Source organism: bacterium, assembly GCA_017744355.1.
Classification (GTDB): Bacteria; Cyanobacteriota; Sericytochromatia; order S15B-MN24; family UBA4093; genus JAGIBK01.
In genome coordinates this window covers 393,783-413,774 of record JAGIBK010000004.1, presented here as the reverse complement: position 1 = coordinate 413,774, position 19,992 = coordinate 393,783, and the positions used below count along the sequence as shown (strand labels likewise).

General features: G+C 67.6%; 20 protein-coding genes. 7 read left to right on the top strand and 13 right to left on the bottom strand.

From position 1 onward, the window contains the following. Positions 1–32 precede the first annotated feature (32 nt). The 5 genes from J7643_12825 to aroC form a co-directional block, all read right to left on the bottom strand. A complete protein-coding gene (locus J7643_12825; GenBank protein MBO9541465.1) occupies positions 33–1,139 on the bottom strand; it encodes an aminopeptidase P family protein in 1,107 nt (368 codons plus the stop codon). A 137-nt stretch (positions 1,140–1,276) separates the two neighbouring features. Beyond that, on the bottom strand, positions 1,277–1,999 hold the full coding sequence (locus tag J7643_12820) for a YceI family protein (protein ID MBO9541464.1): 723 nt from the start codon (positions 1,997–1,999) through the stop codon (positions 1,277–1,279). Between the two features lie 199 nt (positions 2,000–2,198). Continuing rightward, positions 2,199–3,005 (bottom strand): acyl-CoA desaturase, encoded by an 807-nt coding sequence (locus tag J7643_12815; GenBank protein MBO9541463.1) that lies wholly within the window; start codon positions 3,003–3,005, stop codon positions 2,199–2,201. 130 nt (positions 3,006–3,135) lie between these two features. Beyond that, positions 3,136–3,576 carry a type II 3-dehydroquinate dehydratase gene (gene aroQ / locus J7643_12810; GenBank protein MBO9541462.1) on the bottom strand — a complete coding sequence of 147 codons (441 nt, stop codon included), beginning with the start codon at positions 3,574–3,576 and terminating at the stop codon, positions 3,136–3,138. Continuing rightward, entirely contained in the window at positions 3,576–4,742 is a 1,167-nt protein-coding gene (aroC, locus tag J7643_12805; GenBank protein ID MBO9541461.1) for a chorismate synthase, read from the bottom strand. Before aroC ends, aroQ begins: the two co-directional genes overlap by 1 nt. A gap of 103 nt (positions 4,743–4,845) precedes the next feature. Here aroC and J7643_12800 point away from each other — a divergent pair, with 103 nt between their 5' ends. Next, positions 4,846–6,000, top strand: a complete 1,155-nt coding sequence (locus J7643_12800; GenBank protein MBO9541460.1) for a glycerate kinase — start codon at positions 4,846–4,848, stop codon at positions 5,998–6,000. On the opposite strand, the gene J7643_12795 is transcribed toward J7643_12800, so the two are convergent. The 6 genes from J7643_12795 to J7643_12770 form a co-directional block, all read right to left on the bottom strand. Further along, positions 5,969–6,358, bottom strand: coding sequence for a DUF1634 domain-containing protein (locus J7643_12795; protein MBO9541459.1), 390 nt, complete (start codon positions 6,356–6,358; stop codon positions 5,969–5,971). The genes J7643_12800 and J7643_12795 overlap by 32 nt on opposite strands. Next, positions 6,351–7,208: a sulfite exporter TauE/SafE family protein gene (locus tag J7643_12790; protein MBO9541458.1), complete on the bottom strand. Its 858-nt coding sequence runs from the start codon at positions 7,206–7,208 to the stop codon at positions 6,351–6,353. The genes J7643_12795 and J7643_12790 overlap by 8 nt, the downstream gene beginning before the upstream one ends. 20 nt (positions 7,209–7,228) lie before the next feature. Beyond that, a complete protein-coding gene (locus J7643_12785; GenBank protein MBO9541457.1) occupies positions 7,229–7,852 on the bottom strand; it encodes a hypothetical protein in 624 nt (207 codons plus the stop codon). Positions 7,853–7,988: 136 nt separating this feature from the next. Beyond that, entirely contained in the window at positions 7,989–9,401 is a 1,413-nt protein-coding gene (locus tag J7643_12780) for a phosphatase PAP2 family protein (protein ID MBO9541456.1), read from the bottom strand. A gap of 86 nt (positions 9,402–9,487) precedes the next feature. Then, entirely contained in the window at positions 9,488–10,402 is a 915-nt protein-coding gene (locus tag J7643_12775) for a type II secretion system protein GspG (GenBank protein ID MBO9541455.1), read from the bottom strand. 181 nt (positions 10,403–10,583) lie between these two features. Beyond that, positions 10,584–11,831, bottom strand: coding sequence for a hypothetical protein (locus J7643_12770; protein ID MBO9541454.1), 1,248 nt, complete (start codon positions 11,829–11,831; stop codon positions 10,584–10,586). Positions 11,832–11,968: 137 nt separating this feature from the next. Between J7643_12770 and J7643_12765 the strand changes: the two genes are divergently transcribed. Then, on the top strand, positions 11,969–12,406 hold the full coding sequence (locus J7643_12765; GenBank protein ID MBO9541453.1) for a MarR family transcriptional regulator: 438 nt from the start codon (positions 11,969–11,971) through the stop codon (positions 12,404–12,406). 3 nt (positions 12,407–12,409) lie between these two features. Here J7643_12765 and J7643_12760 read toward each other — a convergent pair whose 3' ends face one another. Continuing rightward, entirely contained in the window at positions 12,410–12,904 is a 495-nt protein-coding gene (locus J7643_12760) for an LEA type 2 family protein (protein ID MBO9541452.1), read from the bottom strand. 133 nt (positions 12,905–13,037) lie between these two features. Here J7643_12760 and J7643_12755 point away from each other — a divergent pair, with 133 nt between their 5' ends. Then, on the top strand, positions 13,038–13,517 hold the full coding sequence (locus tag J7643_12755) for a hypothetical protein (GenBank protein ID MBO9541451.1): 480 nt from the start codon (positions 13,038–13,040) through the stop codon (positions 13,515–13,517). A gap of 49 nt (positions 13,518–13,566) precedes the next feature. Further along, positions 13,567–16,206, top strand: a complete 2,640-nt coding sequence (locus J7643_12750; GenBank protein MBO9541450.1) for a cation-transporting P-type ATPase — start codon at positions 13,567–13,569, stop codon at positions 16,204–16,206. On the opposite strand, the gene J7643_12745 is transcribed toward J7643_12750, so the two are convergent. Continuing rightward, positions 16,203–18,650 (bottom strand): copper-translocating P-type ATPase, encoded by a 2,448-nt coding sequence (locus tag J7643_12745; protein ID MBO9541449.1) that lies wholly within the window; start codon positions 18,648–18,650, stop codon positions 16,203–16,205. The two genes, J7643_12750 and J7643_12745, sit on opposite strands and share 4 nt — an antisense overlap. Positions 18,651–18,772: 122 nt before the next feature. Between J7643_12745 and J7643_12740 the strand changes: the two genes are divergently transcribed. From J7643_12740 to J7643_12730, 3 genes are all read left to right on the top strand, one after another. After that, positions 18,773–19,228: a heavy metal-responsive transcriptional regulator gene (locus J7643_12740; GenBank protein MBO9541448.1), complete on the top strand. Its 456-nt coding sequence runs from the start codon at positions 18,773–18,775 to the stop codon at positions 19,226–19,228. 232 nt (positions 19,229–19,460) lie between these two features. Then, entirely contained in the window at positions 19,461–19,652 is a 192-nt protein-coding gene (locus tag J7643_12735; protein MBO9541447.1) for a hypothetical protein, read from the top strand. 34 nt (positions 19,653–19,686) lie between these two features. Beyond that, a complete protein-coding gene (locus J7643_12730; GenBank protein MBO9541446.1) occupies positions 19,687–19,989 on the top strand; it encodes an Ig-like domain-containing protein in 303 nt (100 codons plus the stop codon). Positions 19,990–19,992: the final 3 nt, after the last annotated feature.

Here is a 19,992-nt window from a genome sequence, read left to right as displayed (position 1 = left end):
ATGCGTAGGACGCGGTGGGTGACGAAACTTAGTCACAATGATAGCACACCAGGAACCTCGCTCGCGCGGGGGCCCTGAGTCAGGACCTCGCAGCCTTTGGGGGTGACGAGGATCGTCTCTTCGAGCCTCACTCCGCCCCATCCCTCAAGGTAGACCCCGGGCTCGACGGCGATCGTCATCCCCGCTTCGAGCGTCCCCTCCTCGCAAGGAGCGAGCCATGGCTCTTCGTGGACCTCGAGCCCTATCCCATGCCCCAGGCCGTGGAGAAAGGCCTCGGCGAGCCCATGCTCGGCGAGCGCTTGGCGCGCGATCGCATCCAGCTCCCCGAGCGACGCCCCGGGCCGGATCGCGGCGATCACCTTGTCGAGCGCCTCACGCACGGCGCCCTCGACTTCTTCGAAGCGCTTGGAAGCGCCCCCCGGCATGACCGTGCGGCTCATGTCGGCCTTGTAGCCCCGGTAGGAGGCCCCGCAATCGATGAGCAGCATCTCGCCCTGGCGCACGGCGTGCGGGCTGACCCGGGCGTGGATCTGGGCGGAGCGTTCGCCGCTTGCGACCAGCGTGTCGAAGGCGGCCCCTTCGAGGCTTGTCTCGCGGAAGCGGGCTTCGAGCTTGGAGGCGATCGCCGCCTCGCTATCGCCGACGCGCAGGTGCGAGAGCACCTCGTCGACGGCCTCGCGGGTCAGGCGGCTTGCCGTGCGCAGGGCCTCGATCTCGGAGGCGTCCTTGATCAGGCGCAGGCGCTCGACCTCGCCGCCCGAGGGGACGAGTTTCACGGCCTTGCCCAGCCGGACTTCGAGCCGGCCGTGGTCCCAGTAGCTGAGGTGGCCGCTCTCGAAGCCTAAGCGCTTGCTCTCGGAGAGCAGGATGGCCTCGACCGTAGCGTCCTCGAAGCCCGCCCCGTGGGCTTGGACGAGGGTGCAATGCGGCGCTTCGCGTGCGGCCTGCTGCACGTAGCGGAAGTCCAAAACGAGCAGGCATGCGTGCGCCGAGATGATGAGCTGAGCGGCGGTGCCGGTGAAGCCCGTCAGGTAGCGAATGTTCGGAAGGTGGGTGACGAGGAGCGCGTCCAGGCCCTCGTCGTGAAGCAAGCGACGCAGCGCCGCCAGGCGACGGGGTCGCGGGTCGGTGGCTGCCATGTGGCCCTCCTGCAGGCCACCTCTCTGTGCCTCTCAGGATAAAGGAGCTAGCGGGGGCGGAAAACGTCCGTTTGAACAAGCCCCCCGGACGAAACCTTCAAGCTTTCGTCCGGGGGGCGATCGCAGCGCGCGGAGCGCTAATTGGTGAGGGTGACGTCGAAGCTGACGGTCGCCGCCTCGTCCAGGCCCTTGTGGCCGCACTCGTGGAGCAGGGCCTGCCAGGGGAGCTGGAAGGCGTCCGACTTGATCGAGAGGTCCTCGGCGCTCTTGATCCGGCAGGCGCCCTCGGTGAGGGTCACGGCGAGCTTGAGGCCGGGGATCGTCTTCTTGACGCCGTGCAGGTCCAGCTCGGCGTCGGCCGTCACGTCGAGGGTGTCGCCGGGCGCGAAGCTCGTCTTGGAGCTGGTGGTCTGGAAGTTCGTGAGGGTGAAGCCGGCCTTGGCGAACTTGGTGGCCTCGAAGTAGAACTCGGCGATCCGGGCGTTGCGGAGCATGGCGTCGGCGTTCGAGCCGGTGATGACGTTGGCCTCCTCCAGGGGGACCTCGACCTTGGCCTTCAGGTCGCTCAGGTCGGCGGGGGCCTTGATCGCGGAAGCCTTCTTGCTCATGGCCACCGTAAAGCTCGGGAACGTACCGTTGACCGCGGTCTTCTTCGACTCGAGGTCGCCGTCCGGGCCTTCCCACTTTTTCATGGTGAAGGCGAGGGTCTTGGTCTCGCCGAGGGTCGCGTTGATCAATGGGTCGGGGGTGGCGTTGGTGCTGGGGCCGTTGGTGGCGGGGCTGCAGCCGTGCAGCAGGGTGCCGGCGAGGGCGAGCGGGGCGAGGGCCAAGAGGAGCGGGCGGCGCAAGCGAGCGATCATAGGGCCTCCGTTTCGTGAAAGTCAGCTACTGACTCGGTTTGAGGGGCATGGGAAGGGGCTCGATTCTAGCTGGCGCCTGGTCGTTGGAGTCCAAAATTTTGGATACTTTTTATGTCGGCTTGTTGCGCGTGGGGCCCGCACGCCAAACGCCGCCGGCCTCGAAAGGCCGGCGGCGTCGGGTGGATTGGGAGGTCTGGGACTAGTAGGACTGGGCGGGGACGCGCTTGGGGGCGGCGTCGTAGCGCGGGATCTCGATCAGTCCGAGGCCCTTGAGGACCAGGCAGACCACGTAGCCCAGGTCGAGCTCGAAGCGGCGGAAGGCGAACTTGGCCGAGCCGGGGTGGGCGTGGTGGTTGTTCTGGTAGCCCTCGCCCATGACGAGCCAGGCGATGAGGGTGTTGTTGCGGGAGTTGTCCTCGGTCTCGAAGTTGCGGTAGCCGAAGGCGTGGGCGAAGGAGTTGACCAGCCAGCCTTCGATCGGGTGGCTCATGAGCCCGAAGAAGTAGCAGGCGCCCAGCAGCCAGCCGCCCGTGAAGACGCCCAGGGCGATCGCGATAGCGATCTGCGCGACGTAGGGCAGGTACCAGACCCGCTTGCGGTTGACCCAGCTGACGGGGAAGTCCAGGTCCGCGACGATCGCGGTGGTGTCGGGACGGCCCTTGAGCAGCTGGACCAGGATGCGCTCGTACGAGCGGAGCTGGTCGAGCATCACCGCGAAGACGTTGCTGTTGAGGGGGCTGTGCGGATCCTTGGCCGTGTCCGAGTAGGTGTGGTGCTGGCGGTGCATGCAGGCCCAGGCCTTGGGGTCGATACCGGTCACCCAGCTGCCGGTGACGGCCACGAAGCGCCGCAGCCAGGGCTTGAGGGTGACGGCGCCGTGGGCGAGGCCACGGTGGTAGAACACCGTGATGTAGGTGGTGTTGACCAGGTAGGCCACCACGAGCACGACGGCGCAGAGCAGGTAGTAGGAGGATCCCCCGGGAAGTAGTGACCGGATCGCGTCCATGTGGGGGAAACACTCCTTTCGCGTCGTGTCGCAAAACAACAAGAGGGCGGCCCGCTGCCACCCTCTCTATTGTTACCTGGAGCCACGCTCGATGTCGGTCATGGAAGCGTCGCTGCGTGTCATGCTTGTGTCATGGTTCGAGGATGTGGCGCATGGCGCGCAGCCCGAGCCGGTAGCTCTCGGCGCCGAAGCCCGTGATGACGCCCTTGGCGATCCCCGAGACGAAGGAGTGGTGCCGGAACTCCTCGCGGGCGTGGGTGTTGGACATATGGACCTCGACCACCGGCAGGCCGGCGCCCGCGAGCGCGTCGCGCAGGCTCACGCTGGTGTGGGTCAGCCCGCCCGGGTTGATGACGATCCCGGCGTAGCCCTCGTGGGGGGCGGCCTGGATCCAGTCGATGAGGAAGCCCTCGTGGTTGGATTGGCGGCAGGTGACGCTCACGCCCAGCTCGGCGGCGAGCGCCTCCAGGCTGCGGTCGATCTGGACGAGGGTGGTGGTGCCGTAGATGGCGGGCTCGCGCGCGCCCAGCATGTTGAGGTTGGGGCCGTGGAGGACGAGGATCTTGGTCATTAGCGCTCGGTTTCTGCGAAGAGGGTGCGGAAGTGGTCTCGGATCTCGGAGAGAGAGTCCCCGCCGAGCTTATCGAGGAAGGCGTTGGCGAGCGTCCAGCGGACCATGGCCTCGGCGACGATGCCCGCCGCGGGCACCGCACAGACGTCCGAGCGCTCGAAGTGGGCCTTGACCGCCTCGCCGGTATCCAGGTGGACGCTCGGCAAGGGGTGGATGAGGGTCGGGATGGGCTTCATGGCAAGGCGCAGGACGAGCGGCTGGCCGTTGGTGATGCCGCCCTCCAGGCCGCCGGCGCGGTTGGTCTCGCGCTTGAAGCCGGGGTAGAAGGGGTCGTGGACCGCCGAGCCTGGACGCCGCGCGGCTTCGAAGCCGAGGCCCACCTCCACCCCCTTGATGGCGTGGATGCTCATGAGGGCCTGGGCCAAGAGGCCATCGAGGCGGCGATCCCACTGGGCGTAGCTGCCGAGGCCCACGGGCAGGCCGGTGGCGACCACCTCGAGCACGCCCCCCAGGGTGTCGCCCGCCGAGCGGGTCTGGTCGATCAGCGCCACCATCTTGGCGCTCGCCTCGGGGTCCGCGCAGCGCACCGGCGAGCTCTCCGCTGCCTCGATCAGCTCATCGAGCGAGTCGTGGGTGCTCGTGGCTGAAATGCCGCCGATTTCGACCACGTGGGAGGCGACCCGGATGCCGAACTCGGAGAGCAGGACGCCGGCCAGAGCGCCGACCATGACCCGGGCGGTCGTCTCGCGGGCGCTCGAGCGTTCGAGCACGTCGCGCACGTCGTCGAGGCGGTACTTGCGGGCGCCGGGGTAGTCGGCGTGGCCCGGGCGGACCTTGGTGATGCGCTTGGCGGCGATCGCCTCAAGCCGGGCCGCATCCTCGGGATCGACCGGCGAGGGATCCATGGCGAGGGTCCAGTTGGCGTAGTCCCGATTGGGCACCTGCATGGTGATGGGAGCGCCGGTGGTCAGGCCGTTGCGCACCCCCGAGAGGAAGGTGACGCGGTCCTGCTCGATCTTCATGCGCTGGCCCCGGCCGTAGCCGCCCTGGCGGCGGCCCAGCTCGCGGTCGATGGGATCGGGGATGAGCGGCACGCCCGCAGGATAGCCTTCGACCACGGCGAGCTGGATGGGGCCGTGGGACTCTCCGGCGGTGAGGAAGCGCATGGGCATGAAAGCCTCCATTCAAGGGCAACGCTCGCGATGGTAACAGAGGCTCGCTTTGCATACAATAAGGCCGCATCGCCCGTGACTCGCAAGGGAGGACGCCATGCCGGACGTCGTGCTCGTGGCCCCCAATTCCTTCAAGGCCAGCCTCTCGGCGCGGGAGGCCGCCGCTGCGATCGCGAAGGGCTTTCGGGCCGTCTGTCCCGAGGCGATGCTGCGGGAGCTGCCCCTTTCGGACGGGGGCGAGGGCGTCGTGGAGACGCTGGTGGCGGCGACAGCCGGGAGCCTTCGCAGGGCCTCGGTGACCGACGCCCTGGGCCGTCCCGTGCAGGCCGCCTACGGGCGCCTCGGCGACGGCAAGACGGTGGTGGTCGAGCTCTCGTCGGCTGCGGGTCTGGTCCAGGTGCCGCCGGAGGCCCGGGACCCCTTGCGCACCACCACCCGGGGAGTGGGCGAGCTCATCGCGGCGGCCTGGGCGGAGAGGCCCTTTGAACGCTTGATCCTTGCGCTCGGCGGCAGCGCCACGGTGGATGCCGGGGTTGGTCTCTTGCAGGCGCTGGGAGTGCGCTTTCGAGACACCCAGGGTGCCGAGTTGCCGCCTGGTGGCGGCGCACTCAGCCGGCTTGCGGTCATCAGCTTGGCTGAAGCGCACCCCGTGCTACGGGAGGCCCGGATCGAGCTTGCGGTGGACGTCACCAATCCGCTCCTGGGCCCGCGCGGGGCGGCGCCGGTGTACGCGCCCCAGAAGGGGGCCACGCCTGAGGTGGTCGAAGCGCTCGAACAGGCGCTGACCCAGGTGGCCGAGGTCCTCGCGCGCCAGTTCGGCGGGCAGATCCACGACATGCCGGGTACCGGAGCGGCAGGCGGGGTGCCTGCGACCTTGGTCGTTATCGCGGAGGCGACGATGCGGCCAGGTTTCGAGCTCATCGCCGAGGCGGTCGGCCTAGATGAGGCCCTGGCAAAGGCGCGCCTCGTGATCACGGGCGAGGGGAGCCTGGATGCGCAATCCTTCGAGGGCAAGGTGGTAGGGCGTCTTGCCGAGCGCTGCCGGGTGAAGGGGATTCCGCTGGTGGCGATCGCAGGCATCCTCACCGCCGAGGGCGAAGCACAGCTCGCAGAGGCGGGGGGCGCCGCCATGCCGCTGGTGGCAGGCCCCCTCTCGCGCGAGGAAGCCATGGCGCAGGCCCCCGCGCTGCTCGAAGCGGCGGCTGCTCGCCTTGCGCGGCTTATTCGTGGGCGCCCAGCAGCATCCCGATGAGCAGCATGGTGAGCACGAAGGCGCAGATGCCCGTATAGAGCCAGTCTCGCTGCTTGATGAAGAGGATCAGCGAGGTCACGACCCGAAGCATGGGGGTGAGGATCAAGCACAGGAGCCCGAGGCCCATCAGGGCGACGGGGTCTCCTGCCTGGATCCCTTCGAAGAGCTGGGGCAGGGTGTGCGGCACCGCGGCGGGGTTCACTTGGCTCAGGTCTACTTCAGGGCGCGGGTGGCCCGAGAGGCGCAGGATCCAGGACCAGCCGAGCCCCGCTACGACGATCGTGGCGCTCAGGTAGACGCCGAGGGCCATGAGCTTGGCGAGCACCAGCTCCATGGGGGACTGGTCGGGTTTAGCCATGCCAGCCTCCCCAGAGCCCCGAGACACCGCGCCAGATCATCTGGAGGGCGGCGAATGCGACCACGACCACGAAGATCTGGCGCAGGCGGGTGCTCTTCATGCGCACCAAGAGCTTGGCGCCGAGCATGGAGCCTGCGAGCACGCCAATGGCCACCGGAGCCGCCAGGTATGGCTGGATGTCGCCCCGGAAGAAATAGACCCCGGCCGAGGCGGCTCCCGTCACCCCGATCATGAAGTTGGAGGTGGTGCTCGATACCTTGAGGGGCAGCTTCATGAAGAGATCCATGGCGAGCACCTTGAAGACCCCGCTACCGATCCCCAAGAGGCCCGAAAGGGCGCCTGCGATCCACATGACCCCGAGGCTCGGCCAGACGCCGCTCACCCCGTACTCGACGTGCTGCTTGAGTGCGGGGTCGTAGTAGGAGCTCGCGAGCCTGAGGCGCTCGGCGGCGGGGCTCGATACGAGGGGCGGCGTTTCCTGGTGCCGCGCCTGGAGCATCTGGTAGGCCGAGTAGGAGAGGACGACCCCGAAGACCATGGCCAGCACCGAGGCGGGGGCGAAGCCCGCGATCGTAGCACCCACCAGGGCGCCGGTGGTGGTGCCGACTTCGAGGAACATGCCGACCCGGACGTTGGTGATCCGGTCTTTGAGATAGGCGATCGCCGCCCCGCTCGAGGTCGCGATGACCGAGATGAGGCTCGCGCCGATGGCGAGGCGAATGTCCACGTGCATGACGATGGTCAGGAAGGGCACGAGGATCATCCCGCCGCCGATTCCGAGCAGGGAACCGAGCAGGCCGGCGAGGAGCGAGGCCGCGAGCACGGCCAGCGTGAACAGAAGGGGGTCCATGCCTCCATTCTAGCGCACGGCTAGAGGTTGGTCGGCTCCAGCACCCGGATGTCGTCCAGCAAGAGGCCTTTTCTCGCTTGATCGGCCGCTCGGAGGGTGGCCCGGAAGCGCAGCTCGACGAGTCCTCCTGCGAACGCCGTCAGGTCCGCGTAGCGATGCGCCACCATCCGGGGATACTCGGCGTAGGTCTCGCGGCCCACGGCTTGCCAGGTGCCGCCGGGGCGCCGGGCCTCGGGCTGGAGCACCAGGGAGTCGGCGGGGTTGGCGCTGCCGAGCACGTCGTAGGCCACGTGGGGGCGGGTGTGGCCTGTAAGGTCGATGGGCTGCTTCAGGGTGAGCAGGAAGTCGCCCTCGGCGTCGACGAAAGGGGCCTGGGCCTCGCGGCCGATCAGCATGGCGAAGGCGCCACCGCAGAAGTTGCCCTCCAGGCGGCGCCAGGCAACGCCCGCGCTCTCGCCTTCGAGAGTCCAGGCGTCGGTGCCGGTTTCGAACCCTTCGTGGAAGAAGGCCGTGCCGAGTAGGAGCTTGTCACCCTCGTCCGGGGTGCGCGTCGGCTCGGGGGTGGGCAGAGAGCCGATGAGCGACGGCGGCGAAGGGAGTTGCGCTTCGCTCACTGAGCCGCAACCCACCAGGACGAGGGGCATGAGGAACTTGATGGCATCCCCCCACCCCCTAAGGCCACCTAACAAAACCAGGCATGTGTTGAGTTTTGGCCGCTGTGAGCGGCTTGAAGGAACAGTTTTGTTAGATGGCCCCCGCCCTGCCAGGGGGCAGGGAGTTTTAGAGCGTGCCACGGTTCTTCAACTTCTGAAGGGCGTAGTCGGCGATCTGCTTCCCCATTTTGAGCCCGTCCGTGTTGTCGCTGGGATAGTGGATGCCTGCGTAGAGGCGCGACATGGCGGCCTGGTTGGCGTCGTCGTAGAGGTCCATCGCGTAGTCTGGGAAGACGCTGGCCAGGTACGTCGCCGCGGCCATGGACGCCCCCGAGTGGCCCGAGGGGTACGAGGGGTGGGGCGGCGTGGCGAAGGGCATCTTGGCCTGGAGGTTGGGGTCCATGTGCGCCGGGCGCTTGCGCAGCACCACGTACTTGGTATCCCACAGGGCGATGAAGGTGTCCGCCTCGAGGGTGCCGAGCACCGCGAGGGTCCGGGCCGCCTGGGGCGTGCTCGCGTGCTTCTCCTTGAGGAGCCGCTTGGCGGTCTTGTCCCAGATGATCGCCGGCACGTCGAAGTTCCAGTAGGTGGCCTGGGACAGCTTCCAGGGGTAGCGCGGCAGACTGTCCACCTCGCGCCCCACCTCGGCCAGCTCGTCCTGCATGACCTGCGTGTCCATGGCGTTCGGCATGGGCAGGCGGAACTGGCTGCCGGATTCCAGCAGCCACGTCTTCCAGGTGCCGGCCGTGGGCGTCATGGCGGCCGGGTTGCCCCAGGTGGTCGCGGTCGCCGCGATGCTCGCCGTGGCGGGGCTGCCGGCATAACCGTCGGCGTCGGCGCGCGCGATGATCCGCTGGGCGACGGCCTCGCCGAGGGCAAGCCCCGCCGTCACGTCGCTTCGGTAGTTGGCGCCCGCACGCACGCGGGTCTCGGCGGCCGCCAGGGCCTTGGCCTTGAAGTCGGCGGCTTGCTCGGGGAAGAGATAGGCGAGGGTGGCGGCTGCTGCCCCCGCGACGGCCGCATGCTCCGAGGGATAGCTCGGGATGGCATCGTCGCCCGAAAGCGGGCTGAGCGAACTTTCGACTTGCCGGGGGACGGCGCGCTTGTAGTGGGCCTTGGCGTTCCAGGCGGCCACGGTGGCGTCGAACATGGCGGCATGGACGATGGCGAGCGCCCGAGCCGCTCGGGGCGGCACCCACTTGGAATCGATGAGCGTCTGGTCGGTAAGCTCGCTCCAGGGGATGGGCGCGGCATGTTCGTTCCAGTAGGCGATCGCCTTGCGGTCGTCGTCGGTGCGCTGCGCCTGCAGGCGCTTCAACTCGTCGATCTCGCCCTTGGCCTCGGCGGAGTCGAAGGCGGGCGGCGGGGCTGGGCGGAAGCTCGCGGCATCCTCGATGACCAGCGGCTTCCAGGCGCCCGCGTCCTTCTCGACACTCAGGTCGTTCTGCGGGGCGCCGGTAGGGGCGGGGCGCGCGCAGGCGGTGGCGAGGACGAGGCTCGCGGCCAAGACGACGGCGAGGCGAGGCCCGGGTGCGGTCATGAAAAAATTCCTCCCGAATCCAAATGGTTCAGAGAGGAATTTATCGGGTTAATTTTGCACGCAGATTGCCTAAAGGTTTTGTGGCTTTAATTATACTGCTGTATGGCTGTGATGATGGCGTTATTTTTCTTTTTTCCTACGCCATAAATAATATATCTGCCATTTTTATAGGCGTATGCAATGGCGCCATAGTCATTGATTTTTTCAGGTTGAGCGACTTGTCTTCCAGTGGAGATGATGTCGCCTTTTTTTGAGTTGATAGAGAATTCATAGCCGCAATTATCGGCCGGGATCATGTGCTGTTGGACTCCGCCCCAGGGCGTAACGGGGAATTTATTCAAATAGCCCGCTTGAGATTCGATGATTAATTTATCAAATTCTTTCGCTGAAGAAGGGTACGAACCGTTGTTGTCGATGGCATATTGCTCAAGCGCTACCTGGACCATGTGAACATTTGCAGTAACTCCAGCGTTTTTGGCCTTGTCTTGTGCTCCTGTGTAGTTTGGAACCGCCACCGTCATCATCACCAGCACTGGGAGTATCACAACGGTCGCGACCGCGATACCAAACCCCCACCAGCCCCAGGCTTTTTGAACGCGGTTGAACTCCTCGACGCTTGCCCAGTGCTTGTTTTGCCAGGCCCACTCCCTGCCCTTGAAACCAAGCACGATCGCCATGACAAAGCCGATCCAAGGAATGAGCGCCAGCAAGCCGATCCAGGTGTTGTTGCCGACCGCCCAGATCCAATTCAGCCAGAAGCCCCCCCAGCTCCAGCCCGCGATCCCTTCGGGTAGCACCGCCGCTTTACCCTGCCCCGAGGTGTTGACCTGTTGAGCGGTTACGCGCCGAGAGGCCGTGGTAACAGCCGCGGCATTGTCCGAAGAAAGAGAATCGTCGCCGACGGCTTCAGCACCGGACGGATCCGATAAATCCGAGCCACAATACCGACACTTGATCGCACTTGGCTTGATTTCTTCGGCGCAAAAGGGACAGGTTTTCATTTTTTTCCTTTCTCAGGGACTGCGCTTTCTGGGGCAAGCTCCGAGGAGCGCCAAGAATGAAAGCGTAGCCATGATGATGGCTACGCTAAAAGAAATAATATTAGGATACTTGCGCAGTAATTAGAATACGCAGTGTATTTTAATCGGCATTCTTCGTCTGTCCGTCGGTCATGTTTTTGGGCTAGTTGAAGAGGCCGACGAAGAAGCCCTTGACGTCGCGGCCGACTTCCTTGCTCAGGTTGCTGATGCCCTTGCCCACTTCCTTGGCCGTATCCCCGATCTTCTTGCCCACGTCCTTGGCCGTGTCGGCAATTTCCTGACCGAAGTCCTTCACCTTGTCCACGGCCTTGTCCACGTAGGGGTCGGCCTTCTCCATGACGGCCTTGCCGAATCCGCCCTCCTTGAGGAACGCCTCGGGCATGATCGGGTCGAAGGCCACCGCGCCGCGCCGCATGATGAGCGCGCGCGCCTTGAAGGGGATGCTGCCCTCTTCCAGGTGCTTGGCGTTCGTCACGTTGCTCTGGAAGGCGTCCCAGGTGAGGGTGTGCGGGACGGTCTTGCCGTTGAGCTCCGCCTGGCCGTCGCCGCGGATCTGGAGGCCCTTGGTCGGCATCTTCTCGTTCTTGCCGAGCGGCGACGAGGCGTGGCTGCCGAGGCAGACCTGGATGATGGGCTTGCCCTGCTCGTCCTTCTTGAGATCGTCCCACTTGGTGAGCACGCCGCCGTGGTGCCACGAGGTGTAGAGGTACTCGGGCTTCATTTCGCCGTTCTTGTCCGGCTTCAGGTAGACCTGGGCGTGGCTCCAGTCCTTGTTGTGGTACTCGCCGGCCTTGTTGGTCGGGTAGTAGAAGCTGTAGCTGAGGATCGTGTACTCGCCCTTCTTGGTGACCGCGAAGCCACCGCTGAGCGCCTGCTTGCCGCCGATCACGCCGTCCTTGTAGGCGCCATCCTTGCCGCCCACCTTGCCGGGGGCGTCGTTCTCGAGGTTGGCGTCGCCGTCGAAGGAGGGGGACACGGGCAGCGCGTCCTCGCCGGGCTGGAAGATGAAGCGGGGAGCGAACTCGAGGGGATCCCACTGGGCGGGGGCGTCAGGGGTGCCGCCCGGGCGCTCGACGTTCTCCACCTTGGGATCGGCGGTGCCGTCGAAGCGTACGCCCGCCTCGATGGGCTTGTCGTAGCGCGCGCGGTACTCGTTCAGGCGGGATTTGCCGTCCAGGACCCCGAGGGGGATGCCGGGGCCCACGAGCAGGTCGGGCGTCTCGGCGACGACGCGGACCTGGTCGAGCTTGGCCTTGTACTCGCGCTCCTTGGCGACGCGCAGCTCGCCGGTTCCCACCGGATCAGGCTTGTCGCCCGTGAGGGGCTTCGGGATCAGATCCTTGATGTTGCGAAAGGAGAGGTCCTTGAGGGGACGGATGGGGATTTGCATGCGATCGCTCCCTTGAGGATGCTTCCTCGGTTCTTAAGGAAACATACCCGGGAGGTCGCGAAAACTTGCTTGGCGCCTTGCCTGCTTGGCTTAGAATGGAGCGAGGACGATCGCGCAATTGAAGGGATGACGGCGACATGTCGAAGAGTCAGCATCAGGCGGCCGAGATGGAGGCGCCGCTCAGCAAGGTCCTCCGGTTCCTGGGCCAGTGCCGGGCGGAGGCCACGAAGACGCGCGCGCTCACCCCTTCACAGCTCGGGGTCTTGCGCCTGCTGAACGAGGGGGGCGAGCGCCGCATGAGCGAGGTCGCCGCGGCCATCGCCCTCTCCAACAGCGCCTGCACCGTGATGAGCGACCAGCTCGAGAAGCGTGGCCTGGTGCACAAACGCATGGACCCCGAGGACCGGCGTGCCGTCCAGGTTGCGATCACCGACGAGGGGCGGGCCCTGCTCAAGGAGATGCTCGCCGATATTCACCAGGCCCTGGCCGAGCGGCTCGATCGCCTGAGTGCCGCCGAGCGCCAGGCGGTGGTGGCGGGCTTCGAGGCCCTCGCCCGGGTCATGGACGAGGCGTAGCCGCTAGAACGTGGCGGTGTGCTCGACCTCGAAGGGGTAGTCGATGCGCCCGAGGGGCGTCGAGACGTGGGAGATGCCCTTGAGCCTGAACTGCGCCCGGCGCGCCAAAAGGGCCTGGAGGGCCGGCTGGGGCAGGTTCGCGTAGGGCACGGCCACCGGCAAGGACAGCTCCTTGGTGCCGCCGGGCTCGACCGAGAAATCCTCGGTCATGGCCCCCGTCCCGACCGAGTGCCCCTCCATGAAGACCTCGTAGTCGAGGCGATCCAGGCGCGCGGTCACGGCGTTGGGGTTCTTGACCTTGAGGATCACCCGTAGATCGGCCTTGGCGTTCGGCGTGATGACCGGGATGTCCATGTGCTGCAGCTCGACGCGGTCGAACGAGAACTCGGCCTTGGCGATCGCCTGCCGCTCGGCGATGAAGTCGGGGACGCCCGAACAGCCCGCCAGGACGCTGGTTCCGAGCAGGCAACTGAGCAAGAGGGGGACAGCCATTCTCATCGGGGCGCTCCTTTTCGACGCGGGCCGCTCATGGTCTGGACGGAGGCGGCGCTGCCTTGGTTCCATTTTCGCAGTTTTTTCACGCGCGCGCCCTATCCTCGATGCATCATCCCCCTTCGAAGGAGTCAGGATCATGACCGAGAAATTGTCGAAATGGCTGGGCCTCCATCTGCGTGAAGTGGTGATCGTCGGCGTCGTCGCCGGCTTCGCGATGGTGGTCATCGAGCTCTTGCTGATGCGCCACACCGAAGGCAAGCAGCTGATCGCCCTTGCCGGCTGCACGGCTGGGGCACTGTTCGCCCTCTTGGGGCTCAAGGCCCAAGGGAAGCTGCGGGCCATCCTGGCGGCGGGCCTTTTGGCCGTCGCCTTCACCGGCCTGCTGGGGGTCTACTTCCACCTCACTCACGGCGAGGAAGAAGAGGAGCACGCCGCTTTGACCCGCCTCGCGCGCTGGGCCGAGGCGCAGACGATCGCGCACGCTTCGGAGGCCGATGCACCGAAGAAGGACGCCGAAGAGGGCGAAGAAGAGCACCTGCCCCCGCTTGCGCCCCTCAGCGTGAGCGGCCTGGGGATGCTCGGGGCCCTTGGGGTGCTCGCCCGTCGTCAGGGCTAGTCGCCCGCGGGATAATGGAGCCGGCCCTGCGAGGTGAAAGGAGGCCGGCATGGAGCCCACCGCCCAGCCTTGGCACCCCCTGCGCCCCGAAGAGGCGGCCCGCCTTCTCGACGTTAAGCCGGAGTGCGGCCTGGACCCGGCCGAGGCCGCAGCTCGTCTGAGCCGCTTCGGTCCCAACGCCCTGCCTCGCCTGGAACCGCCCTCGCTGCTCGCCTTGGCCCTGCGCCAGGTCGTGAACTTCATCGTCTTGCTGCTCTTGGCGGCGGCGGTGATCTCGTGGCTCCTGGGCGAGCGCGGCGACGCGCTCGCGCTCCTGGCGGCCGTGCTGCTCAACGCGGTGGTCGGCTTCGTCATGGACTACCAAGCCGAGCGGGAGATCGCCTCGATCCAGGGCCTCACCGCCCCGAAGGCGCGGGTGCGCCGCGGGGGCAACGTCCTTGAGCTCGACAGCGAGGTCCTGGTGCCCGGGGACGTGGTCCTGCTCGAAGCAGGCGATCGCATCCCCGCCGACGGCCGGATCCTCGCGGGCGCCTTCTCGGTCGACGAGTCGCTGCTGACCGGCGAGTCGGCGCCCGTCACCAAGCATTCCGAACCGCTGCCGGGCGAGGCCTTGCCCCTCTCGAGTCGTCGTAACGAGGCGTTCGCCGGGACCCTGGTCACGATCGGTAGCGCCACCCTCTTGATCACGGCCACCGGCCCACGTTCGGAGGTTGGCAAGATCGGCCGCCTCTTGAGCGAAACCGAGCGGCCTGCCATTCCCCTCACCGCGCGCCTTGAGGCCCTGGGGCGCTACCTGGTCTGGACGGTGGCGGCGGTGGCTGGAGTGATCGTCCTGCTCGGCCTCTGGCAGCAGCAGCCCTTCTGGCCCCTGCTCGAAACTTCCGTGGTCCTTGCGATCGCTGCCATCCCCGAAGGCCTGCCGACGGTGGCGACCCTGGCCTTGGCTGCGGGGGCGGGGCGGCTGGCCAAGAAGGGCCTGCGCCTGCGCCAGATCGGGGCCCTCGAAGCCCTCGGCAGCGTCACCACCCTCTGCCTCGACAAGACCGGGACGCTCACGGCCAACGCCATGACCGTGCAGGAAATCCGCCTCGATGGCCACGTCCTCGGCGTCATCGGCGAGGGCTGGGAGCCTCGGGGTTCCTTCGTGGAGAGCGGCGCGTCCGCCCCCCTCACGCCTCGGCTCCAGGACCTGCTGCGTGCGGTCCAGCGCTGCAACGATGCGACCCTCGAAGCCCACGACGGCGGCTGGCACATCCACGGGGACCCGAGCGAGGGGGCGCTATTGGTGGCGGCCGCCAAGACCGGGCTTCGGGACGACCGAGCGGAAGCCAAGCGCCTCGCGACGATTCCGGCCGGCCGGGACCACCCATGGATGCTCGTGGTTTACCCCGAGGACGGCGGGATCGCCCTCTTCGTGAAGGGGGCCCCCGAGCAGGTGCTTTCGCGATGCCTCACCATCCGGACCGAGACGGGGAGCCGCGCGCTCGACGAGGCGGACCGCAAGGCGTGGCTCCAGGCGAACCGGGCGATGGCCGATCGGGCCCTGCGGGTCTTCGGGGTCGCCACTGGTCGCCGAGGATCGGACTGGCGCGAGCAGCCGCTCGAAGAGGGTTGGGAGTGGCTAGGGCTCGTCGGCATGGCCGATCCCGCCCGGCCCGGGGTCGACGAGGCCCTGGCCCAGGCGCACCGGGCCGGGATCCGCACGGTGATGATCACGGGGGACCAGCCGGCGACGGCCCTTGCGATCGCCCGCAAGCTCGACATGGCCGCGGGCCAGGAGCCCCGGGTGGTGGTCGGGGCCCAGGCGCCCGAGCCCGACGCGACGGTCTACGCCCGCGCGACCCCCGAGGGCAAGTACGCCCTGGTCCAGGCCCTGCAAGCCAGCGGCCAGCTGGTGGTCATGACCGGGGACGGGGTCAACGACGCTCCCGCCCTGCGCGCGGCGGCGGTGGGAGTCGCCATGGGGCAGGGTACCGACGTGGCGCGGGACGCGGCGACCGCGATTCTCGTGGACGAGCGCATCGAGACCCTCCTCGAAGGCGTCCGGGAGGGGCGCGGTGCTTTCCTGAACATCCAGAAGGCCGTCGACTTCCTCCTGACCTGCTCGATCACCACCATGCTGGCCGTCCTCCTGACGACCGCCGCTGGCTACCCGCTGCCCCTCTTGCCCCTCCAGATCCTGTACCTGAACATCCTGACTCACTCCTTCCCGGCGCTGGGGCTCGCCATGGAGCCTGCGAGCGCCGGGGTGATGGCACGGCCGCCATTGCCTCGCAAGGCCCTGCTGCTGCCGCCTGAGCGCCTGGGCTCCATCCTGTGGCACGGGGTGGTCATGGCCTCGGCCACGCTCGCGATGGGGGCGTGGGGCTGGATGCACGGCGGGGCCGCCCACGGCCGGACCCTGGTCTTCGCGACCCTTGCGACCTCGCTGATGCTCCACACCTTCGCCGATCGCTCGCCCAAGCCCTTCGTGGGGTGGGTCCGGGGCCTTCGCTGGCCGCTCCTCTCCTTCGTGGGCGGGGCGATCGCCCTGCAACTGCTCGCGCTCGGCTGGGCCCCCCTGCGCGACCTGCTCCAGATGACCCCGCTCGCGCCTGACGACTGGGTGGGGGGCCTGGTGGCGGCCACCTCGACGGCGGTGGCCGTCGAGGTGAGCAAGTGGGCCTTTCCGCCCGACCGGGCGCGCTAGCGCCCGAAGCGCCGCAGCCGCAGGGCGTTGCCCACCACGAAGAGCGAGCTGAAGGCCATGGCCCCGGCTGCGAACATGGGGTTCAAGAGGCCGATGGCCGCCACCGGGATGCCGATCACGTTGTAGAAGAAGGCCCAGAAGAGGTTCTGCCGGATGTTGGCGAGGGTCGTGCGGCTCAGCCCGATGGCCGAGCTCACCCCGCGCACGTCTCCCGAGACCAGGGTCAGGTCCGAGGCCTCCATGGCCACGTCGGTGCCGGTGCCGAGGGCAATGCCCACGTCCGCCTGGGCGAGTGCCGGCGCGTCGTTGATGCCGTCGCCGACCATGGCGACCGTCTGGCCCGCCTCCTGGAGGCGCTTGACCTCGCGGGCCTTGTCCTGGGGCAGCACCTCGGCGAGCACCCGGTCAATGCCGGCGCTCTTGGCGATCGCCTCTGCCGTGCGCTGGTTGTCACCCGTGATCATGACGACCGAGAGCCCCTGGCGCTTCAGGCCCTCGACGGCCTCGCGGGCGTGGGGCTTGAGGGCGTCCGCCACCGCGAGCACCCCGGCCACCTTGCCGTCGATCGCAACGTACATGGCGGTCCTGGCCAGCCCTTCCAGGCGCTCGGCTTCGTAGACGAGGGCGTGGAGGGCCATGCCGTGGGTTTCGAGCAGGCGCCGGGTCCCGATCAGAATGGGGTGACCCTCGACGACGGCCTGGATGCCGCCGCCCGCGATCGCCTCGAAGCTCTTGACCTCGGCGAGCGAGAGCCCTCGCTCCTGCGCGCCGCGGACGATCGCCTCGCCCAGGGGGTGCTCGGATCCTCGCTCGGCGCTCGCGGCGAGCCGCACCAGCGCGTCAGGATCCTGGCCGGGGGCGGGGATCACGTCGGTGAGCGCCGGCTTGCCCTCGGTGAGGGTCCCGGTCTTGTCGAAGACGACGGTCGTGAGGTCGCGGGCGCGCTCCAGGACTTCGCCGCCCTTGATGAGCAGGCCGTGCTCGGCGCCCTTGCCGGTCCCCACCATGATGGCCATGGGGGTGGCGAGGCCCATGGCGCAGGGGCAGGCGATGACGAGCACCGCCACCGCAGCGGTGAGAGCGGCGGCCCAGTCGCCGGGCGCCCCCACGAAGAACCAGCCGAAGAAGGTGGCCAGTGCGATCCCCACCACGATGGGCACGAAGACGGCCGAGACCTTGTCCACCAGGCGCTGGATCGGGGCCTTGCCGCCCTGAGCCTCCTGCACCAGGCGGATGATCTGCGCGAGCGCCGTGTCGGCACCCACGTGGCGGGCGGTCATGACGAAGGCGCCGGTCTTGTTGAGGGTCGCCCCGATGACGGGATCCCCTTCGCCCTTCTGCACCGGCAGGCTCTCGCCCGTCAGCATCGACTCGTCGAGGCTCGAGTGACCATGCGAAATCACGCCGTCGGCGGGCACCCGCTCGCCGGGACGTACCAGGAGCTGGTCGCCCACCTTGATCTGGTCGACGGGGATGTCGGTCTCAAGGCCGCCCACCAAGAGGCGCGCGGTCTTGGGCTTGAGGCCCATCAGGCGCTTGATGGCCGCCGAGGCGCTGCCCTTGGCGCGGGCCTCCAGGTACTTGCCCAAGAGGATCAGGGTGATGATCACCGCTGCCGTCTCGTAGTAGTAGTGGCCGTGACCGTGGTCCTGGACGAAGAAGGTTTGGTAGAGGCTGAAGCCGAAGGCGGCGAGGGTGCCCAGGCTCACCAGCACGTCCATGTTGGCCGAGCCGTGCTTGACGGCCTTGTAGGCGTTACGCATGAACGGCCCGCCCGCCCAGAACTGGACGGGAGTGGTGAGGGCCAAGAGCAGGTACTGGAAGCCCGGGAACTGGAGGACCGGCACCATCGAGAGGAGGAAGACCGGCAGGGTCAGGGCGCCTGCGATCAAGAGGCGCTGCTGCAGCTTCTTGAGGTCGGCGGCTTTCGCCTCCTCGTGCGTAGTGAGGGCAGCGGCCGGGGCGGCCGCAGGGATGTAGCTCGCCTCGTAGCCCGCAGCCTGGACGGCGGCTTCGAGCGCTTCGGGGGTCACGCTGCCGGGGGCGTAGGTGACGGTGGCGTGCTCGTCACCGAGGTTGACCGTGGCCTCCTGGACGCCGGGCATCTTCTTGAGGGCCCGCTCCACCCGGCCGGCGCACGAGGCGCAGGTCATGCCCCGGATCCCGAAGTCCGCGCGCGAGAGGGTGACGGCCTGGGGCAGCGTCGCGTGGTAGCCCGCGTCCTCGACGGCCTTGGCGAGCCCTTCGGGCTTCACGCGGCTCGGGTCGAAGGTGACTTGCGCCTGCTCGGTGGCGAAGTTGACCGACGCCTCCTGGACGCCTTCCACCTTTTTCAGGGCGCGCTCGATGCGTGCGGCGCACGCGGCGCAGGTCATCCCCTGGATTTCAAGCGAGAGGTGCGCGCCGGGCTGCGGCAGGGTGGGAGTGCTTTCGAGGTTCCGCATGGCGGGCTCCTTTCGCGGCGGCTTGCAGGGAACGTGATCCCACTGTACAGTTTCCAGTGAACTGGAAGGTCAAGGGGCGCTGCGCCGTCTCATGCAATCATTCCGCTCGGGGAGGGAAAAGCGTGGAACAGGGCTTGTTCATCGGAGATCTCGCCAAGCGAGTGGGGGTGAACCCCAAGACCATCCGTTACTACGAGTCGCTGGGCCTGCTCTCGGAGCCCAGGCGATCCGAGTCGGGCTATCGCCTCTACGCCGAGGACGACGCGGAGCGCATGCGCTTCATCCTGGGGGCCAAGGCCCTGGGCCTCTCGCTGCAGGACGTCAAGGACATCGTGACGGCGTGGGGAGCGGGCGAGGCACCCTGCAACCATGTGAGCAACCTGCTCGACGCGCGCCTCGCGGATTTGGACCGGCGCATCGCGGAGCTGGTCGCCTTTCGCGACAGCCTGCGCGCCTACAAGGAGCAGGTCGACCGGACCGAACGCGCGCCGAACACCCCCTGCAAGCACATCGCGGGGGTGGCGGCCGGTCAGTTCCAAGCCCCGGTCGTGGAGCTTACGACCCTCTTCCACAAGTAGGGCCGGCTCATCGGTCGGCGGCTAAGAGCGCTGTCGCCCGGCGGTAACTCTCCCTTCTTTCGGCTCACACTTCCCCACCGAAGGGGAAGTGTGAGCCATTTGCCTACGTAGCTTCTTTGGCAAGCAGGGAATGCCATACCAAGCGATGGTTGGAGAGGGTGATGGGGTTCCGATTTGGATTTTCTGGGTCTCATTATCTGCTGGTTTTGATTGGCGCATGGCTACTGGCTGCATGCGCCGAGCCCGAGGAGCTGAGTGGTGTCGGAGCCTTGCCTGGTACTCCGACTCCTCGCTCGTCGGGCTCTCCGGCGTCGCCCTCTCCCCTGATGCCCACGCCTACCCCGACGCCACTGCCGACGACCACGCCAACTCCAGCCCCGTCATCCACGGAGTCGCCGACACCTTCTCCCTCTCCGACGCTTAGCCCGACCCCCGCGCCGCCGACCGTCCAGCGCCTCGTGGTGACGCCGCGTGAGGCGACGCTGAACGCCCAGTCCCCCTTCGGCACGAACGCGCCCGGTTACGTGTCGACCCTGCGATTGTCGGTCGACGTCACGTTTTCCGACGCCACGCTCGGGCACACGGCGACCTGGACCTCCTCGAACCCAGCCCGGGCGACGGTGGCCTCGGACGGCACCGTGACCGTTCCCAGCACGGCCACCCCCGGACAGGTCACGATCCGGGCGGAGGCCGGAGGATTCTTCGACGAGGCCCTCATCCATGTCACGACCGTCGGTGATGTCTTCCTGATAGTGGAGTAACGC

What these genes read in the sequence shown, in the direction of transcription:
- J7643_12825 (MBO9541465.1), bottom strand. Translation starts at nt 1,139, where the DNA reads ATGGCAGCCACCGACCCGCGACCCCGTCGCCTGGCGGCGCTGCGTCGC.
- J7643_12820 (MBO9541464.1), bottom strand. Translation starts at nt 1,999, where the DNA reads ATGATCGCTCGCTTGCGCCGCCCGCTCCTCTTGGCCCTCGCCCCGCTC.
- J7643_12815 (MBO9541463.1), bottom strand. Translation starts at nt 3,005, where the DNA reads ATGGACGCGATCCGGTCACTACTTCCCGGGGGATCCTCCTACTACCTG.
- aroQ (MBO9541462.1), bottom strand. Translation starts at nt 3,576, where the DNA reads ATGACCAAGATCCTCGTCCTCCACGGCCCCAACCTCAACATGCTGGGC.
- aroC (MBO9541461.1), bottom strand. Translation starts at nt 4,742, where the DNA reads ATGCGCTTCCTCACCGCCGGAGAGTCCCACGGCCCCATCCAGCTCGCC.
- J7643_12800 (MBO9541460.1), top strand. Translation starts at nt 4,846, where the DNA reads ATGCCGGACGTCGTGCTCGTGGCCCCCAATTCCTTCAAGGCCAGCCTC.
- J7643_12795 (MBO9541459.1), bottom strand. Translation starts at nt 6,358, where the DNA reads ATGGCTAAACCCGACCAGTCCCCCATGGAGCTGGTGCTCGCCAAGCTC.
- J7643_12790 (MBO9541458.1), bottom strand. Translation starts at nt 7,208, where the DNA reads ATGGACCCCCTTCTGTTCACGCTGGCCGTGCTCGCGGCCTCGCTCCTC.
- J7643_12785 (MBO9541457.1), bottom strand. Translation starts at nt 7,852, where the DNA reads ATGCCCCTCGTCCTGGTGGGTTGCGGCTCAGTGAGCGAAGCGCAACTC.
- J7643_12780 (MBO9541456.1), bottom strand. Translation starts at nt 9,401, where the DNA reads ATGACCGCACCCGGGCCTCGCCTCGCCGTCGTCTTGGCCGCGAGCCTC.
- J7643_12775 (MBO9541455.1), bottom strand. Translation starts at nt 10,402, where the DNA reads ATGAAAACCTGTCCCTTTTGCGCCGAAGAAATCAAGCCAAGTGCGATC.
- J7643_12770 (MBO9541454.1), bottom strand. Translation starts at nt 11,831, where the DNA reads ATGCAAATCCCCATCCGTCCCCTCAAGGACCTCTCCTTTCGCAACATC.
- J7643_12765 (MBO9541453.1), top strand. Translation starts at nt 11,969, where the DNA reads ATGTCGAAGAGTCAGCATCAGGCGGCCGAGATGGAGGCGCCGCTCAGC.
- J7643_12760 (MBO9541452.1), bottom strand. Translation starts at nt 12,904, where the DNA reads ATGAGAATGGCTGTCCCCCTCTTGCTCAGTTGCCTGCTCGGAACCAGC.
- J7643_12755 (MBO9541451.1), top strand. Translation starts at nt 13,038, where the DNA reads ATGACCGAGAAATTGTCGAAATGGCTGGGCCTCCATCTGCGTGAAGTG.
- J7643_12750 (MBO9541450.1), top strand. Translation starts at nt 13,567, where the DNA reads ATGGAGCCCACCGCCCAGCCTTGGCACCCCCTGCGCCCCGAAGAGGCG.
- J7643_12745 (MBO9541449.1), bottom strand. Translation starts at nt 18,650, where the DNA reads ATGCGGAACCTCGAAAGCACTCCCACCCTGCCGCAGCCCGGCGCGCAC.
- J7643_12735 (MBO9541447.1), top strand. Translation starts at nt 19,461, where the DNA reads ATGCGCCGAGCCCGAGGAGCTGAGTGGTGTCGGAGCCTTGCCTGGTAC.